At 75.1% G+C, this 16,162-nt stretch carries 16 protein-coding genes and 1 other RNA gene; 5 read left to right on the top strand and 12 right to left on the bottom strand.

Annotation, left to right across the window (positions count from 1 at the left end; translation table 11 throughout):
• Together QWZ14_RS07890 and ffs are read right to left on the bottom strand one after the other, a co-directional pair.
• Positions 1-1,365, bottom strand: a 1,365-nt coding sequence (locus QWZ14_RS07890; protein ID WP_290316080.1) for a DNA polymerase III subunit gamma/tau, incomplete at its 3' end; no start/stop codon positions are given.
• Positions 1,366-1,411: 46 nt separating this feature from the next.
• Positions 1,412-1,510, bottom strand: an RNA gene (ffs, locus tag QWZ14_RS07895) — signal recognition particle sRNA small type.
• 152 nt (positions 1,511-1,662) lie between these two features.
• Here ffs and QWZ14_RS07900 point away from each other — a divergent pair.
• From QWZ14_RS07900 to QWZ14_RS07915, 4 genes are all read left to right on the top strand, one after another.
• Entirely contained in the window at positions 1,663-2,073 is a 411-nt protein-coding gene (locus QWZ14_RS07900) for a cupin domain-containing protein (protein WP_290316081.1), read from the top strand.
• 67 nt (positions 2,074-2,140) lie between these two features.
• Positions 2,141-3,067, top strand: a complete 927-nt coding sequence (gene nudC / locus QWZ14_RS07905) for an NAD(+) diphosphatase (RefSeq protein ID WP_290316096.1) — start codon at positions 2,141-2,143, stop codon at positions 3,065-3,067.
• Positions 3,064-3,357 (top strand): phosphoribosylamine--glycine ligase, encoded by a 294-nt coding sequence (locus QWZ14_RS07910; protein ID WP_290316082.1) that lies wholly within the window; start codon positions 3,064-3,066, stop codon positions 3,355-3,357. The genes nudC and QWZ14_RS07910 overlap by 4 nt, the downstream gene beginning before the upstream one ends.
• A 216-nt stretch (positions 3,358-3,573) precedes the next feature.
• Positions 3,574-4,236, top strand: coding sequence for a phosphorylase family protein (locus QWZ14_RS07915; RefSeq protein WP_290316083.1), 663 nt, complete (start codon positions 3,574-3,576; stop codon positions 4,234-4,236).
• On the opposite strand, the gene QWZ14_RS07920 is transcribed toward QWZ14_RS07915, so the two are convergent.
• The 3 genes from QWZ14_RS07920 to purH are packed head-to-tail and all read right to left on the bottom strand — an operon-like array spanning position 4,237 to position 8,070.
• Positions 4,237-5,817: an ABC transporter substrate-binding protein gene (locus tag QWZ14_RS07920; RefSeq protein WP_290316084.1), complete on the bottom strand. Its 1,581-nt coding sequence runs from the start codon at positions 5,815-5,817 to the stop codon at positions 4,237-4,239.
• 59 nt (positions 5,818-5,876) lie between these two features.
• On the bottom strand, positions 5,877-6,488 hold the full coding sequence (locus tag QWZ14_RS07925) for a carbonic anhydrase (RefSeq protein WP_290316085.1): 612 nt from the start codon (positions 6,486-6,488) through the stop codon (positions 5,877-5,879).
• A 4-nt stretch (positions 6,489-6,492) separates the two neighbouring features.
• The gene (gene purH, locus QWZ14_RS07930) at positions 6,493-8,070 is read right to left on the bottom strand and encodes a bifunctional phosphoribosylaminoimidazolecarboxamide formyltransferase/IMP cyclohydrolase (RefSeq protein WP_290316086.1); all 1,578 of its coding nucleotides are present in this window, start codon (positions 8,068-8,070) and stop codon (positions 6,493-6,495) included.
• A 140-nt stretch (positions 8,071-8,210) separates the two neighbouring features.
• Between purH and QWZ14_RS07935 the strand changes: the two genes are divergently transcribed.
• On the top strand, positions 8,211-10,172 hold the full coding sequence (locus tag QWZ14_RS07935; RefSeq protein ID WP_290316087.1) for a methyl-accepting chemotaxis protein: 1,962 nt from the start codon (positions 8,211-8,213) through the stop codon (positions 10,170-10,172).
• A gap of 9 nt (positions 10,173-10,181) precedes the next feature.
• On the opposite strand, the gene QWZ14_RS07940 is transcribed toward QWZ14_RS07935, so the two are convergent.
• The 7 genes from QWZ14_RS07940 to QWZ14_RS07970 all read right to left on the bottom strand — a co-directional run.
• Positions 10,182-10,985: a lipid-binding SYLF domain-containing protein gene (locus QWZ14_RS07940; RefSeq protein WP_290316088.1), complete on the bottom strand. Its 804-nt coding sequence runs from the start codon at positions 10,983-10,985 to the stop codon at positions 10,182-10,184.
• Positions 10,982-11,794, bottom strand: coding sequence for a lipid-binding SYLF domain-containing protein (locus QWZ14_RS07945; protein WP_290316089.1), 813 nt, complete (start codon positions 11,792-11,794; stop codon positions 10,982-10,984). The genes QWZ14_RS07940 and QWZ14_RS07945 overlap by 4 nt, the downstream gene beginning before the upstream one ends.
• An 87-nt stretch (positions 11,795-11,881) precedes the next feature.
• Positions 11,882-12,535, bottom strand: coding sequence for a histidine phosphatase family protein (locus tag QWZ14_RS07950; protein WP_290316090.1), 654 nt, complete (start codon positions 12,533-12,535; stop codon positions 11,882-11,884).
• Between the two features lie 7 nt (positions 12,536-12,542).
• Positions 12,543-13,346 (bottom strand): ABC transporter permease, encoded by an 804-nt coding sequence (locus tag QWZ14_RS07955; RefSeq protein WP_290316091.1) that lies wholly within the window; start codon positions 13,344-13,346, stop codon positions 12,543-12,545.
• Complete coding sequence (locus QWZ14_RS07960) at positions 13,343-14,095, bottom strand: ABC transporter ATP-binding protein (protein ID WP_290316092.1); 753 nt, start codon at positions 14,093-14,095, stop codon at positions 13,343-13,345. The genes QWZ14_RS07955 and QWZ14_RS07960 overlap by 4 nt, the downstream gene beginning before the upstream one ends.
• A 15-nt stretch (positions 14,096-14,110) precedes the next feature.
• Entirely contained in the window at positions 14,111-15,304 is a 1,194-nt protein-coding gene (locus QWZ14_RS07965; RefSeq protein ID WP_290316093.1) for a hypothetical protein, read from the bottom strand.
• Positions 15,301-16,162 (bottom strand): hypothetical protein (locus QWZ14_RS07970; RefSeq protein WP_290316094.1); only part of this gene is annotated, 862 nt, incomplete at its 5' end. The genes QWZ14_RS07965 and QWZ14_RS07970, both read right to left, overlap by 4 nt.

A 16,162-nucleotide genomic window follows, 5' to 3' on the forward strand; every position in this document is an offset into this window, starting at 1 on the left:
CCCGCCGCGGCCGGGCGGCGCCGGGCCGGCGAGGCCGGCGGGTGCCGGGCCGGCCTCCAGCAGCCGCTTCACCAGGTCGCCCGGCGTCGGCAGCTCGGCCACATGGGCCAGGCGGATCAGCACCATCTCGGCCGCCGCCCGGCGGTCGGGCGAGTCGTTCACCTCGCCGAGGCCCTTCAGCAGCATCTGCCAGGCGCGGCCGAGCACCGGGATCGAGAGCGTCTCGGCCAGGGCGACGCCGCGGGTGCGCTCGCCCTCGGTGAGCGAGGGGTCGTCCTTCAGCCCCGGCACGCTGCGGAGCCGCGTCAGGGTATGGGTCAGCTCCAGCAGGTCCTGCAGCACCACCGCCGGGTCGGCGCCGCGCTCATGCGCGCGCTCGAGCAGGCCGAGCGCCGTCGCGATGTCGCCGGCCATCAGCGCCGCCATCAGCTCGAGCACCATGGCGCGGTCGGCCAGGCCCAGCATGTCCCGCACCGCCTCGGTGGTGACGGTATTGTCGGGGCCGCCGAGGGCGATCGCCTGGTCGAGCAGCGAGAGCCCGTCGCGGACCGAGCCATCGGCGGCGCGCGCCAGCATGGCCAGCGCCTCGGGCTCGATCGTCACCGCCTCCAGCCCGGCGATGCGGGTGAAATGGGCGCGGAGCTCGGCCTGGGGGACGCGCTTGAGGTGGAAGGTCTGGCAGCGGCTGAGGATGGTGGCGGGTACCTTGCGCAGCTCGGTCGTCGCCAGCATGAATTTCACCTGGGCCGGCGGTTCCTCCAGCGTCTTCAGCAGCGCGTTGAACGCCGCGGTCGACAGCATGTGGACCTCGTCCAGGATGATGACCTTGAAGCGCCCTTGGGCCGGGCGGTAGCGCAGCCGCTCGCGCAGCTCCCGGACGTCGTCGATGCCGTTGTTCGACGCCGCGTCGAGCTCCTGCACGTCGGGGTGGCGGTCGGCCAGGATCGCCAGGCATTCCGGGCAGACGCCGCAGGGCTCGGGCGTCGGGCCGCCTGTGCCGTCCGGGCCGATGCAGTTCAGCGCGCGGGCGATGATGCGGGCGGTGGTGGTCTTGCCGACGCCGCGCACCCCGGTGAGCATGAAGGCATGCGCCACCCGGTTCTGCGCGAAGGCGTTGCGGAGGGTGCGGACCAGCGCGTCCTGGCCGATCAGCTCCTCGAAATTGGCGGGGCGGTACTTGCGGGCCAGCACCCGGTAGGGGGTCGCGGCGGGCGCGGGGGCAGCCACGGGCGGTGCCGGCGGCGGTGCCGCAACCGGGGCCAGCGGCGGCGCATCGCCGAACAGGCCCGGGCCTTCGGGCGCCGGCGGCTCCGGCAGGGCTGCCTCATCGGGTGCGTCGTCGGGGCCGAAGAGGGTGGAGGACATCCGCGTGGCGGGATCCCGATAAGAGGGCCCGCCGGGCCGAGAATAGGGTGGAAGGCCGGCAAGCGACCCGGGCGAGAACCCGTTACGGCTGCTTCCTTCCGGACCTGACCGGGTTGGCGGGGAGCCCGTCCACCACCGACCTTCCGAGGGCACCATATCATGGCTCGGGGGGCTTCGTACAACCCGCCCCAGCCGCGGTCCCGGCCCCTGCCCCGCCGCGGCGGCACCGGCCGGCGATTTGAATGGCCCGGAACGCTCCGGCACCGCATGCTGCCGCCGGAACGAGGGAGACGGATCATGCAGCACCGCGCGATGTCGGGCCTCGCCCTGGGCGCGGCCCTGCTGGGCCTTCCCGCCGGCGCCCTGGCGCAGGATCCGGCGCGGCCGGTCCAGGTGCTGCGCGAGGCCGTGCAGGGCATGCCGCGCGGCGAGACCCAGGAGATCCAGGTGCTGACCGCGACCATCGCGCCCGGCCAGCGGACCGTCTTCCACACCCACCGCTTCCCGGTGACCGTGCTGATCCTGGAAGGCGCCTTCACCCTGGAGCTGGAAGGCCGGCCGCCGGTGACGGTGCGCGCCGGGCAATCCCTGGTAGAGCCGCCGCAGGTCCGCATGACCGGCTTCAACCGCAGCCCGACCGAGGTGCTGCGGCTGGTGATCTTCTACGTGGGAGATCCGGGGACGCCCTTCCTCGACCCGGTCCACTGAGCCGCCGCGGGGTGCCGGCCGGCGCGGATGGTTGCCGCTGCCGGCCCCGCGTGGCACCGTCGCGGCAATGCTCTCAATCCCCGCCAGCCGCCCGAATGCCTATTCCGGCAGCCCCCTCGACCGCGCCGCCAACCGCCGCGAGGATTCCGCCTTCATCGAGGCCGCCCTGGCCGATCCGGAAACCCTCTTCGCCCCGGTCTGGCGCAGCCGCAGCCTGATGAAGGGGGTGGCGGACGGGGCGCCGGAGGCGGTGCTCCTGACCGCCGCCGCGGCGGAAGCCGTGCGCATGGCCGGCGGCCCCTGGGGCTTCCTCGGGCTGTGGGAGGGCCGGCCGGTCTTCGCGGTGGACTGCTCCGAGGCGGCGGACCCCTTGCCGCTGCTGCCGGAGGGGATGGGCGCCTTCACCGACCTCCGCGCCGTCGCCGGGCTGCTGCCGCCCGGCGAGGCCAGCGTCCTCGCCCATGCCCGCGGGCTGATGCACTGGCGGACCAAGCACCGCTTCTGCGGCGTCTGCGGCGCCCCGTGCGAGCCGCGCTCGGCCGGCCACGCCATGGCCTGCACCGCCTGCAAGGCGCAGCACTTCCCCCGCACCGACCCGGCCGTCATCATGCTGGTGGTGCGCGGCGACAGCGTGCTGCTCGGCCATTCCACCCGCTTCCCCAACACCGTCATGTACTCGACGCTCGCCGGCTTCGTGGAGCCGGGCGAATCGCTCGAGGAGGCGGTGCGGCGGGAGGTGAAGGAGGAGGCCGGGATCGACGTGGGCGAGGTGGTCTACCATTCCTCGCAGCCCTGGCCCTTCCCCTCCTCGATCATGCTCGGCTTCTACGGCGAGGCGCTGTCGGAGGCGATCACCATCGACCCGGAGGAGCTGCGCGACGCCCGCTGGTTCACCCGGGCCGAGATGCTGGACCCCGAGGCGCATGGCTTCGCCCTGCCGCGCGGCGACAGCATCGCCCGGCGGCTGATTGAAGACTGGCTGGCCCAGGCATGAGGCCGCTGCGGATCCTGGCGCTGCTGCTGCCGCTCGGCGCCTGCGGCGCCTTCAGCGGCGGCCCGCCGCGCGAGCCGGAGACCCCGGACCAGCAGGCCTGCCGCGAGGAGGCCCGCACCTCCCCGGCGATGAAGCAGCTCGACCGGCAGCGGATGCCGATGAACGACCTGAACGAGGACCGGATGCGGCGCGAGGAACCGGCGATCCTGGCCCGGGCCTACCGCGACTGCCTGCGCGCCCGCGGCGCCACCCTGCCGGGCGGGGTGCAGGCCCTGCAGCCGCCGCGCTGACCGAGGCGCCGGGGCCGGAATGCCACGGCGTGTCCCGGCCGCCACGGTTTGTCGCCCATGGCGCGCATTGCAAGTAATGCATCACTACAAATGGGCGTGGACCCAAGACCTCCGCTGATGCGGCGCAACGCCTTCTCGCGATTTCGGGGGAACAGGCGTGCGCGCCGCACACGCTACGGCTATAGTGCGGCGCAGCATTATGAATGGACGCCGGTGATGACAGCGTCTTCGGTCCTGGCCGTGGTCGGCATGCGCTCGGAAGCGGCCCTGCTGCCGCAGGGCATGCGGGTGATCGTCAGCGGTGGCGACCCGGCCCGGCTGCGCGCCCTGCTGCAGCAGGCGCCGGCGGGGGTGACCGGCGTGCTCAGCTTCGGCATCGCCGGCGGGCTCGACCCCTCGCTGATCACCGGCGACCTGGTGGTGGCGACGCGGGTGCGCGGCCCGGGCGGCGCCTATGCCGCCGACCCGGTCTGGTCGGCGATGCTGGCGCGGCGCTGCGGCGCCCGGCTCGGCATGGTGGCCGGCGCCAGCGCGGTGGTCGGCGAGCCCGCCGGCAAGCGGCTGCTGCGGGCGGCCACCGGGGCGCTGGTCGTGGACCTCGAGACCGAGGCGGCGGCGGCCTTCGCCACCGCGCTGCGGCTGCCCTTCGCGGCGCTGCGGGCGGTGGCCGACACCGCCGAGGAGGTGCTGCCGCGCTCCGCCGCGATCGGGCTGACGCCGGACGGCCGGCCGGCGCCCGGGCGGGTGGCCATGGCGCTGCTGCGCCAGCCGCGCGAGCTGCCGGCGCTGCTGGTGGTGGCGCGGCGGGCCAAGGCGGCGCTGGAGGCGCTCGGCGGCGCGGTGCAGCGGGCGGGCAGCGGCTTCCTGCCGGCGGTCTAGCTACCCCGACTTCCGCACGTTCCAGAAGCTGGCGAAGCCCGGCAGCACCCCGGTGACGGTGGTGCGGTAGGCGGTCGCCTGGAAATACTGGCCGAGCGGCACGAAGGGCACCGTCTCGAAGGCGCGGCGCTGCATCGCCGCCGCCGTCGCCTGCTGCGCCGCGAGGTCGGGCGCGGTGAACCAGGCGTCGCGCAGCGATTCCAGCTCCGGGTCGTCCGGCCAGCCGAACCAGCCGGCAGCGCCGTTGCCGCGCAGCATGGTATGGCCGGCCGGCGTCGCGTTGTCCGGCCCGGCGGAGAAGGTGAAGAAGCCGCTCCAGCCGCCCTGGGACGGCGCCGCCCGGCTGCCGCGGCGGGAGACCACCGTGCCCCAGTCGAGCGCCTGGTAATCGACGGTCATCCCGAGGCGTTGCAGCAGGTCGGCGCCGATGTCGCTCATCGCCTTCAGGTGGGGGAAATCGGTCGGCACCAGCAGCGCCACCGGCTCGCCCTTGTAGCCGGCGGCAGCCAACTCGCGGCGTGAGCGCTCGAGGTCGCGCGGCCCGGCCAGCACCTCGAGCCCGGCGTCATTGGCCAGCGGCGCGCCGGGAGTGAAGATGCCCGCCGGCACCTTCCACATGGCGCGGTCCTCGCCGGCCGCGGCCAGCATGAAGTCGGACTGCACGATGGCGCCCAGCACCGCCCGGCGCACCGCCGGGTTGTCGAAGGGCGGCTGCAGGTGGTTCATCCGGAAGGAGGCGCAGAAGCCCGCCGGGTCCTGCACGCCCACCGTCAGCCGCCGGTTGCGCCTGAGCAGCGGCACCAGGTCGGGGATGACGAAATCCCACCAGTCGACCTCCCCGGCCTGCAGGGCGCCGGCGGCGGTGGCCGGGTCGGGCGTGGTCAGCCATTCGACGCGGTCGAGGTGCACATGCTTCGGCCCGGCGGTGCCGCTCGGCGCGCCCTCCGGGCGGGGGATGTAGTCGGCGTTGCGCGCGTAGGCCGCGCGGGCGCCGGCGACGCGCTCGGCGGCGAGGAAGCGGAAGGGGCCGCTGCCCACCATCTCGGTCACCTGCGTCGCGGCATCGGTCCGCGCCAGGCGTTCGGGCATCATCGCCGGCATGTAGACGCCGGACTTGCCGAGCGCCGCGGGCAGCAGCGGGAATGGCCGCTTGAGGCGGAACAGGAGGGTGCGGTCGTCGGGCGCCGAGAGCTCGTCCGTCGCCGCCAGCAGCGCCTGGCCGAAGGCGTCCTTGCTGGCCCAGCGGCGGATGCTGGCGACGCAGTCCCGCGCCAGCACCGGCGTGCCGTCGTGCCAGCGCAGCCCGTCGCGCAGGGTCAGCGTCCAGCGCTTCCCGTCGGCCTCCACCACATGCCCCGCCACCATCTGCGGCTGCGGCGCGAAGCCCTCGTCGAGGCCGTAGAGCGTGTCGAAGACCAGGAAGCCGTGGTTGCGGGTGACGTAGGCGGTGTTCCAGTGCGGATCGAGCGTGGCGAGATCGGCCTGGGGGATGAAGCGCAGGGTGCGGGCCGCCTGGGCCCGGCCGGTCCGGGGCGCGGCCAGGGCGGCACCGGTCGCGGCAAGCAGGTGGCGTCGCTGCATCAGGGTCCCCCGGTCCGGTCGTTCGCCACCCGAGCAGACTCCGGCGCCAGCGGCAAGCCTTACGCGGGGCGGAACGCCCCGTCCGGCCCGAGCACCACCAGCCGCCCCGTCGCCACGCCGAAATGCCCGCCGTGCAGGCTGAGCCGGCCTTCGGCCACGGCCTCGGCCACCCAGGGGAAGGTCATCAGGTTGCGCAGCGTGATGCGCACCGCCTCATGCTCCCCGGCCTCCTGCTGGTCCACCGGGTCGCAGCGCAGCGCGGTCTCCCGCGCCGCCTTGGCGATGCTCATCCAGCCCACGACGAAATCCTGCGCCTCCGGCGGGGCGCCTTCCAGCAGGGCGCGGACGCCGCCGCACAGCGCATGGCCGAGCACCACCACCTTCTCCACCCGCAGCACCCGCACCGCGAATTCGAGGCAGGCGCTGGTGCCGTGGAAGGCCGCGTCTGGCATGTAGGGCGGCACCAGGTTGGCCACGTTCCGCACCACGAACAGCTCCCCCGGCGCGGCGGAGAAGATCATCTGCGGGTCGACCCGGCTGTCGGAGCAGGCGATGACCATGGTCTTCGGGCTCTGCCCGAGCGCGGCCAGCGCCTCGAACCGCGCCTTCTCGCGCGGCCAGGTGTCTTCGCGGAAGCGGCGGTAGCCGGCGATCAGGTCTTCCATGGCCATGTCGTCAGTGCCTGAAATGCCGCATACCGGTGAAGACCATGGCGAGTCCAGCGGCATCCGCGGCGGCGATCACCTCGGCGTCGCGCATGGAGCCGCCGGGCTGGATCACCGCCGTGGCGCCCGCCGCCGCCGCCGTCTCCAGCCCATCGGCGAAGGGGAAGAAGGCGTCGGAGGCGACGACGCTGCCCTTCGCCAGGGGCTCCGGCAGGCCCGCCGCCTTGGCCGCGGCTTCCGCCTTCCAGGCGGCGATGCGGCTGCTCTCGACCCGGTTCATCTGCCCGGCGCCGATGCCGACGGTCGCGAGGTCCTTGGCATAGACGATGGCATTGGACTTCACGTGCTTGCAGACCCGGAAGGCGAAGATCAGGTCGGCCATCTCGGCCGCGGTCGGCGCCCGCTTGGTGGCGACCTTGAGGGTCGCGGGGTCGATCCGCCCGGCATCGCGCGACTGCGCGAGGAACCCGCCCGAGACGCTGCGGAAGGTCAGCCCCGGCGCCGCCGGATCCGGCATGCCGCCGGTCAGCAGCAGCCGCAGGTTCTTCTTGCGGGCGAAGATCGCGCGGGCTTCCTCATCCGCATCGGGGGCCACCACCACCTCGGTGAAGATGGCGGTGATCCGCCGCGCCGCTTCCGCATCCAGCACCCGGTTCGCCGCGACGATGCCGCCGAAGGCCGAGACCGGGTCGCAGAGCAGGGCCCGGTCCCAGGCGCCGGCGAGATCATCGCCGATGGCGATGCCGCAGGGATTGGCGTGCTTGACGATGACGATGGCGGGCTCCGCGAATTCGGCGCAGGCCTCCACCGCCGCGTCGGTGTCGTTCAGGTTGTTGTAGGACAGTTCCTTGCCCTGCACCTGGGTCGCGGTGGCGATGCCGCGCCGCGCCGTGCCGTCGAGGTAGAATCCGGCCTGCTGGTGCGGGTTCTCCCCGTAGCGCAGGGTCTGCTTCAGGATGCCGGCGAAGGCGAGCCGCGGCGGGAAGGCCTCGCCCTGCTGCGCGGCGAACCAGCCGGAGATGGCCGCGTCATAGGCGGCCGTCCGGGCATAGGCGGCGGCGGCGCAGCGGCGGCGGAGCGCCAGCGTCGTGCCGCCTTGGGCCTCGACCTCGGCCACCACCTCGGCGAGTTGCGAAGGCTCGGTCAGCACCACCACATGGGCGTGGTTCTTGGCGGCGCTGCGGATCATCGCCGGGCCGCCGATGTCGATGTTCTCGATGCAGTCGTCGAAGGACGCACCCTTGGCGACCGTCGCCTCGAAGGGATAGAGGTTGACCACCACCAGATCGATCGGCGCGATGCCGTGCGCCTCCATCTGCGCCAGATGCTCCTCCAGGTCGCGCCGGCAGAGCAGCCCGCCATGGACCTGCGGCACCAGCGTCTTCACCCGGCCGTCGAGGATCTCGGGGAAGCCGGTGTGCTCGCTCACGTCCTTCACCGGCACCCCGGCCTCGCGCAGGGCCTTCGCGGTGCCGCCGGTCGAGAGGATCTCGGCCCCCTGCCCGGCCAGGAAGCCGCCGAATTCGACCAGCCCGGTCTTGTCGGAGACCGAGATCAGGGCGCGGCGGATGGGGATGATGTCGGTCATGGGCGCGGCTCCGCGAGGTGGCGCGGGGCCAGCGCCCCGGGGCATGGGGCGCGGCATAGACCCCGGGGCGCCCCGCGTCCATTAGCCGGAAGGTAACCCCGGGCGGCGCAGTCTGCGGCGCCACGCCACGGGGTCCGAGTATGCGCATCCGCACCACAGTCCTGCTCGCCTTCGTCGCCATCGCCCTGCCGGGGCTGGCCGTCGCCGCCTGGCAACTGGGGCAGGCCGGGCTGGCGATGCGGACGGCGGATCGCGCCATCCTGAAGACCCGGGCCATCGCCGACCAGCAGCGGGCGCAATCGGCGCTCGCCAGCCAGAATGCCATGCTGCTGGCCAACTACGATGCGGCGGCGCCGGATCTGGCCGCCTTGCAGCGCAACCTGGACGGCGTGGCGGCGCGGATGCGGCAGGCGGCCGCCAGCGCCGCCGCGGTCGGGCTGCAGGAGGCCGTCTTCGACGAGGTCGCGCCGGCCCTGGCCGGGCTGGTCCAGCGGGTGGCCGCGGTCGCGACCCTGCCGCCGGCGCGGCGCGACCCCGCCCTCTACGATGATTTCGCCCGCGTCCGCAGCACCATGGCGGACCGGATCGGCGAAGCCGGTGCCCGGATGGGCGGCGGCCTGGCGGAGGATGCCCCGGCGGTGGCCGCCGCCGTCGCCGTGGCGAGCCAGCTGATGAGCATGCGGGACGCGATGGGCCGGCGCAGCCTGCTGATGACCGGCTGGCTGTCCGGCAACCCGGTGACGGCGCAGCAACACAGCGCCGCCCTGGTGCAGACCGGGCAGCTCGACCAGAGCTGGCAGGAGGCCGAAAGGCTGATCGGCGGGCTGGGGGAGCCGTCGCTGCGCCAGGGCCTGGAGGCGGAGCGGGCAGTCCTGCGCGGCGAGGCGGAACGGCGCTGGCGCGCCATCATCGATGCCGCCGGCGCCCGCGCCGCCTGGCCGGAGGCGCTGGCCGAGTATCGCGGCTTCAGCCTCCCCGCCCTGGCCCGGGTGCTGGTCCTGCGGGATGCGGCGCTGGAGGTGGCCGGGGCGGCGCTGGGGCTGCTGCTGCGCCGGGTGGTGCGGCCCTTGCGGGCGCTGACGGAGTGCGTCGGCCGCGTCGCCGGCGGCGACCTCGGCCTCGCGGTCCCGGGCCGCGACCGGGCGGATGAGCTGGGCGACATGGCGGCGGCGGTGGAGGCGTTGCGCGCCGGTGCCGCCGACCGGCTGGCCCTGGAAGCCGCCCGGGCGGCGGAGCAGGAGGCGCAGCGGACCCGCTCCCTCGCCGTCGATGCCCTGCTGCGCGGCTTCGAGGCGGATTCGGCCGGCGTCCTCGGCGCGGTCGCCAGGGCGACCAGCCAGCTCGATGCCACGGCGGCGGGCATGGCGGCCACCGCGCGGGATGGCAGCGCCCGTGCCGATGCGGTGGCCCATGCCGCGGCCGAGGCGAGCAGCAACGTCGAAAGCGTCGCCTCCGCGACCGAGCAACTCTCGGCCAGCATCGCCGAGGTGGTCCGCCAGGTGGAAGCCGCCGCCGGCGCCGCGCGGGAGGCGACCGGCGCCGCCGAGGTGACCGGCAGCACCGTGCGCGGCCTGTCCGAGGCGGCGAGCCGGATCGGCGACGTGGTGCAGCTCATCAGCGACATCGCCGGCCAGACCAACCTGCTGGCGCTGAACGCGACGATCGAGGCGGCCCGGGCCGGGGAAGCCGGCAAGGGCTTCGCCGTGGTGGCGAGCGAGGTGAAGGCCCTGGCGGCGCAGACCGCCCGCGCCACCGACGAGATCGGCACCCAGATCAGCGCCATGCAGGCCGAGACCAGCCGGACCGTGGAGGTGGTGGGGACGATCGGCCGGATCATCGGCACGGTGAATGCGACCACCGCCTTGCTGGCGGAAACCGCGGCGCAGCAGGCGGCGGCCACCCAGGAAATCGGCCGCGCCATCACCGAGGCCGCGGCCAGCACCACCGAATCCGCCCAGCACGCGAGCGGCATGAGCGAGGATGCCGGCCGCACCGACGCGGCGGCCGGAGATGTCCGCGCCGCCTCCGCCGCGCTGTTCCAGCAGTCGGAGGCGCTGCGGGCGCGGGTCGACGGCTTCCTGACCTCGATCCGCGCGGCCTGAGGCGCCGCGTCAGCGCGGGCGGGCGACCGGCGGCAAGGGGCCGGGCTGAACGCCGGCGGCCGGCGGCGGCGCATGGGCGGCTGCGGCCTGGGCGGGCGCGGCCTGCACCACGGGCGGCGGGGCCGGTACGGCGGCGCCATGGCGCATCAGCGCCCCGCGCAGCGGGTCGGCGCCCGGGTTGTTCGCCTGCATCGCCAGCACGATCTGCCGCGGCCCGAGATCCTGCCCGTAATAGGCCTGGTTCCAGCCGCTGCGGGCGCTCAGCAGCGATCCCTCCAGCGCGATGCCGGCGAAGAGCCCGCGGGCCCGGGCGACGGCGACGATATCCGCCCCGGCGGCCGAGGTCGTCGCCCCGGCGATCCCCGCCCCGATGGTGGCGACCGAGAGCGAGGCATCGGCGCCGAACTGGAACTGGCTGTCCATCAGCGCCACCAGCGCCGGCTCGTTCATCACCAGCATCATGACCTGCATGTCCTGCACGCCGATCTGGAAGCCGAGGCTGGCCGAGGACAGGCCGTAGAAGGCCGGCGCCGACCAGGACCCCGCGGCATCGCGGCCCAGCAGGACGCAGCCGCCGCCCTGGCCGCCCAGGATGAAGCCGGCGCGGAAGACCTGCGGGCAGACCACCACGGCGCGGGCCCGGCGCAGCAGCCGCCGGGCATCCTCGACCGCCGGCGGGTCGCCCACGGTCAGCATCTCCTGCACCGCGAGGGTAGCGCGGTCGACCAGCGCCTGCGGCTCCCCCCGCTCCTGCGCCGCGGCCATGACGGGCATGGCCAGCAGCAGCCCGAGCAGGGCGCGGCGGCAGGTCACCGCAGCGGCGGCAGGGTGGAGCGCTGCACGCCACTCCCGGTGGCGGGACCCATCGCCGGGCCCGGACCCGGGGCGGGCCCGCTGCCGAGCGCCATGCCGGGCGCCTGGCCGGCCATCGGCGGCGGCGCGGCGGCCGCGGCGGTTCCGGCGCTGAAGCGCATCAGCGCCGCCCGCAGCGGGTCGGCGCCCGGGTTGTGCACCTGCATGGCCACCACGATCTGCCGCGGCCCGACCTCCTGCCGGTAGTAGCCGCGGTTCCATTCGCTGCGCGAGGAGATCAGCGATCCCTCCAGCGTCAGCCCGGCATAGAGCCCGCGGGCCCGGGCGAAGGCGACGATATCGGCGCCGACCGCGGCGGTGGTCGAGGCCTCGATCGAGCCGCCGAAGGTGGCGAAGGCGAGCGAGGCATCGGCGCCGAGCTTGAGCTGGCTGTCGAGCAGGGCGGTCAGCGCCTTGTCGTTCATCACCAGCATCAGGATCTGCAGGTCCTGGATGCCGGCCTGCAGGCCGAAGCTGCCGGTGCCGAGCGAGTAGAAGGCCGGCGAGGACCAGGAGCCGGCGGCATCCCGCCCGACCAGGACGCAGCCGCCGCCCTCGCCGCCGAAGAAGAAGCCGGCGCGGAAGATGCGCGGGCAGACCACCACCGCGCGGGCCCGGCGCAGCAGGTCGGCGGCCCGCATGCGGTCATGCCCGTCGCCCAGGATCTCCTGGACGGAGAGGGTGGCGCGGTCCACCAGCGTCTGCTCCTCGCCGCTGCCCGGCGTCCCCGCGCAGCCCGCCAGCGACCCCAGCATCAGGCCCAACATCATCAGACGGCGCATCAAGCCCCCTCGCCAACCCTGTGAATTGGGCCGGACATTAGCCGCCCTGCGTCACGCTGTCCAAACCTTCCCCGATCATTCCCAATCGGGGGCGGTCCAGGGTTCCTCGTTCACCGCGGCCACGCGCCAGTCGGCCGCCACCCGCTCGAGCCGGGTCACGCCGAGGTTGCGGACGGAGAAGGCCAGCGCCTGGTGCCCGCTCAGCCCCAGCGCATGCGCCAGCGCCGCCCGGATCGAGCCGCCATGGGCGACGATCACCACCTCCCCGCCCGCGTGGTCCTCGGCCAGCCGGTCGAGCACGGCGCCGACCCGGGCCTGCACGGTGGCGAAGCTCTCGCCGCCCGGCGGCTCCTCCTCGGCGGCATGCGGCCAGAAGGGATGCGCGGGGTGGCGCAGCATGCCGGCCAGGGCGTCGTGCGCGATCCCCTGCCAGTCGCCCAGGTGCTGCTCGGCGAGATCCGGCTCGGTCGCCAGCGGCTGCTCCGGGTAGCCGGCGGCGAAGATGGCCATCGCCGTCGCCCGGGTGCGGGCGAGGTTGGAGGTGACCCAGGTGGCCGGCCGCGGCAGCCGGGCGGCCAGCCAGCGGAACAGCGAGGCATCCTGCCTGAGGGCGAGGTCGCAGAGCGGCACGTCCATGGCGCCGTAGAAGACGGTGCGGGCCTTCGGCTCGACGAGCGCGTGGCGGATGAGGTGGAAGCGGGTCTCGGGCATGCCGGCGGTGTAGCGCAAAGCCCGGCTACTCCCCAATGCTCAACAGCGCCCCCCGGATGCGCGCCCGCTCGAACTGCGCCATGAAGACCCAGGCCATCAGCGCCAGCCAGGCGGCATCGAGCGCGAAGGCGGCGCCCAGGTGGCCCCAGGCGATGGTCCCGTCCAGCAGCGCCGCCCGCATCCCCTCGAAGACATGCGCGGAGGGCAGCGCCAGCGCCACCGGCTGCAGCCAGCCGGGCAGCACGGCGACGGGGTAGAACACCGCCGAGAAGGGCGTGAGCCCGAACAGGATCGACCAGGCCAGCGCCTCCGCCCCGGCGCCATGGCGGAGGATCAGGCTGGTGACGCCGAGCGCGACCGCCCAGCCCATCAGCAGCAGCGCGGCGAAGAAGGCGACCACCACCGGCCCCATGGCGAAGAGGCCGAAGGCATAGAGCAGCCAGGCCAGCAGCACCGCCGGCAGCACGCCGACCAGGACGCGGATGATGCTCATCCCCATCAGCGCCGCGACCAGCTCCCGCGGCCGCAGCGGGCTGACGAAGACATGGCCGAGGTTGCGCGACCAGATCTCCTCGAGGAAGGAGATCGAGAAGCCCATCTGGCTGCGCAGCGCCACCTCCCACAGCAGCACGCCGCCCAGCAGCGTCCCCGCCGCCAGGGCCGCGGAATTGCCCTGCAGCCCGATCAGGTAGGTGGTGGTGAAGCCCCAGACGACCATCTGCAGCACCGGCCAGTACATCAGCTCGAGCACCCGCGGCCAGGACCGGCGGTACAGCGCGAGGTGGCGGTAGATCATGCCCCAGATGCGGCGCAGCGCGGCGCGGTTCATGGCACCGCCTCCGCCGCGCGGCCGCGGGCGATGTCGAGGAAGACCTGCTCGAGATCGCCGCGGCCGTATTTCCCGAGCAGCGCGGCCGGGCTGCCCGCATCCACCAGCCGCCCCTGCTTCAGCATCAGCACATGGCCGCAGAGCCGCTCGACCTCGGCCATGTTGTGGCTGGCCAGCAGGATGGAGCAGCCGGTCTCGGCCCGGTAGCGCTCCAGCCAGGACCGCACCCAGTCCCCGGTGTCCGGGTCGAGGCTCGCGGTCGGCTCGTCGAGCAGCAGCAGCTCGGGCCGGTTGACCAGCGCCTTGGCCAGGGCGACGCGGGTCTTCTGCCCGGCCGAGAGCTGCCCGGCCGGGCGGTCCAGCAGCTCGGTCAATTGCAGCTGCGCCGCCAGCTCGGCGATGCGCCGCCCGGCCTGCGGCACGTCGTAGAGATGCGCGTAGACCCTGAGGTTCTCGGCGACCGACAGCCGCGCCGGCAGGGCGATGTAGGGGGAGGAGAAGTTCATCCGCGCCAGGGCGGCGAAGCGGTCCCGCGCCATGTCGTGGCCCAGCACGGTGATGCGCCCGCCGCTTGGCACCAGCAGGCCGAGCAGCATGGCGATGGTGGTGGTCTTGCCTGCCCCGTTGCCGCCGAGCAGCCCCCAGGTGGCCCCCCGCGGCATGCGGAAGCTGAGGCCATCGACGGCGGGCGCCGCCTCCGGGGTGTAGCGCTTGCTCAGCGCCTCGGCGTGGATGGCGGGGTTTTCCATGGCCCCGGCATATCGTCACCCGCGCGGCCGCAGCAACCGTCCCTCGAACAGGGTGATGCCGGCCTCCCAGCCCCAGCCGATCGCCGCCGCCCGGTCCGCCCCGCCCAGCACCAGCCGGGAGCGGTCCTCCGGCAGCGCCGCCGCCAGGCCGGGCAGCGCCGGCGACCAGCGCAGCCGGATCAGGTCCACCGCCAGCGCCGCCGCCGGCAGCGCCGCCAGCAGCTCGGCCGCGTCGAGGTCGATCGCCACCCGCCAGCCGCGCCCCCGGCAGAAGTCGCGGGCGAAGCCGAAGCCCGCCGGGTCCGCCAGCGCATCCTCCGCGCTCAGGCCGAGGGTCATCCGCCCCCGCCCCTCCGGCCCCAGCGCCGTGTCGAGGCGGAGGAATTCGGCCTCGGCGATGCTCTCGAGCGCCAGCCGCAGCCCGGCCCGGCCCAGCCGCCGCGCCTCCGCCGGCCGGCCCAGCTCGGTCAGCAGCCGGCGGTCCACCAGCCGCCGCAGCCGGCGGAACAGCGCCGGCGCCAGCGACGGGTCGGCGCCCGGCAGCAGCGCGCCGCAGAGCTCCGGCCAGCCGAGCTCCCATTCCTCCCAGGCCACCTCCGGCCCGGCATCGCCCGGCGCCAGCCGGCAGACCGGGCGGCGCACCAGGAAGCGCGCGAGGCTGGCATGGCCCAGGCCGCGCTCCATGGCCGCCAGCTCGGCCGCGGTCAGGGCCTGGGCCTCCGGTGGCGGCGCGATGCCGAGATGCGCCATCCCCGGCGACTCGGCCGGGGCGGGTCCGGGAACCAGGCTGTCCTCGACCGCGGCCCGCCGCGCCGCCACCGCCTCCGGCGGCCGCCGCCGGAAGAAGGGCAGCCGTTCCTCGGCGGCGAAGAGGATGGCGAGTTGCTCCTCGGCGGAGCGGAGGTGGCGGCCCTCGGTCGGGGCCACGGCGACGATGTCGCCATTAGGCAATTCGAAGACCCGCGCCCGGGTCGGCCGCAGCAGCGGCTCCAGCGCCTCCCGCACCAGCCGCTGGTGGTGGCCCTGGCGGAGCCCGCCCGCCATCCCGGCCAGCCGCAGGTGCAGCACGTCCCGCACCAGCCCGGCCGCCACCGCGTCCCGGACGAAATGCGCCAGCGCCAGCGCATCCCCGCCGGCCGCCGGGCCGCGCCCGGAGGGCTGCAGCACCGCCGGCCTCGCCCCCGGCGGCGCCGGCTGGGGCGGCTTCATGCCCCGGCCTCCACCGCCGGGCCGGTGGCGGCGATGCCGAGGCGCGCCGCCAGCGCCAGGGCCTCCGGGCCGTCGCAGCCGGTCAGCAGCAGGCGGTCGGCCGGCACCTCCCGCAGCAGGGCGAGCGGGGCGCGGTCGGCCAGCGCCGGGGACCAGCGCAGCAGCAGCAGGTCGGCGGCCAGGCCGGCCGGGCGGACCAGCGCCAGCGCCGCCGCATCGAGCCCGTCCAGCGCCAGGGCCCAGCCGCGCCCGGCCAGCGCCCGGCGGTAGGCGGCCAGCGCCGGGTCCGCCGCGGCGGCCAGCGGCAGCACGCCGAAGAGGCCGGGCACCACGCTCGGCGGCGGCAGCCCGCGCGGCGCCGGGTTCAGGCCGCTCCGCGGCGGCAGGGCCAGGCCGCTCCGCGATAACAGGGCCAGGCCGCTCCGCGATAACAGAGCCAGGCCGCTCCGCGGCAGGGGCAGCAGCCGCCAGCCCGGCAGGTCCCGCGCCCAGGCGGCCAGCGCCGGCAGCAGCCGCGCCGCCAGCCGGTCCGCGGCATGGGCCATGAGCTCGGCATCCGCGGCCAGGGGGCCCAGCACCGCCGCGAGGGCGGGGCGGGAGAGCCGCAGCCGCCGGCCGCGCCCCGGCACCCCGGACCCGGGCCGCGCCACCGCCCGGTGCAGCAGCACCTGGTCCACCGGCAGCGCCTCCAGCCGCGCGTCCAGCGCCTCCAGCCCCAGGGAGGGCGGCGGCGGCGCGGCCTCGGGCGGGGCGACGCGGGCGGTCGCGGCCCAGCCCAGCAGCGCCGCGGCATCCCGCGGCCGCAGGAAGGGCTCGGGCGGGGCGGCATCGGCCGAGAGCGCGGTGAGCGCCGCCGCC

Source organism: Paeniroseomonas aquatica (assembly GCF_030409335.1).
Lineage (GTDB): Bacteria > Pseudomonadota > Alphaproteobacteria > Acetobacterales > Acetobacteraceae > Belnapia > Belnapia aquatica.

Excerpts from the sequence above, each read along its gene's own strand:
- QWZ14_RS07900 (WP_290316081.1), top strand. The coding sequence starts at position 1,663 with ATGCAGCACCGCGCGATGTCGGGCCTCGCCCTGGGCGCGGCCCTGCTG.
- nudC (WP_290316096.1), top strand. The coding sequence starts at position 2,141 with ATGCTCTCAATCCCCGCCAGCCGCCCGAATGCCTATTCCGGCAGCCCC.
- QWZ14_RS07910 (WP_290316082.1), top strand. The coding sequence starts at position 3,064 with ATGAGGCCGCTGCGGATCCTGGCGCTGCTGCTGCCGCTCGGCGCCTGC.
- QWZ14_RS07915 (WP_290316083.1), top strand. The coding sequence starts at position 3,574 with ATGACAGCGTCTTCGGTCCTGGCCGTGGTCGGCATGCGCTCGGAAGCG.
- QWZ14_RS07920 (WP_290316084.1), bottom strand. The coding sequence starts at position 5,817 with ATGCAGCGACGCCACCTGCTTGCCGCGACCGGTGCCGCCCTGGCCGCG.
- QWZ14_RS07925 (WP_290316085.1), bottom strand. The coding sequence starts at position 6,488 with ATGGCCATGGAAGACCTGATCGCCGGCTACCGCCGCTTCCGCGAAGAC.
- purH (WP_290316086.1), bottom strand. The coding sequence starts at position 8,070 with ATGACCGACATCATCCCCATCCGCCGCGCCCTGATCTCGGTCTCCGAC.
- QWZ14_RS07935 (WP_290316087.1), top strand. The coding sequence starts at position 8,211 with ATGCGCATCCGCACCACAGTCCTGCTCGCCTTCGTCGCCATCGCCCTG.
- QWZ14_RS07945 (WP_290316089.1), bottom strand. The coding sequence starts at position 11,794 with ATGATGTTGGGCCTGATGCTGGGGTCGCTGGCGGGCTGCGCGGGGACG.
- QWZ14_RS07955 (WP_290316091.1), bottom strand. The coding sequence starts at position 13,346 with ATGAACCGCGCCGCGCTGCGCCGCATCTGGGGCATGATCTACCGCCAC.
- QWZ14_RS07960 (WP_290316092.1), bottom strand. The coding sequence starts at position 14,095 with ATGGAAAACCCCGCCATCCACGCCGAGGCGCTGAGCAAGCGCTACACC.
- QWZ14_RS07965 (WP_290316093.1), bottom strand. The coding sequence starts at position 15,304 with ATGAAGCCGCCCCAGCCGGCGCCGCCGGGGGCGAGGCCGGCGGTGCTG.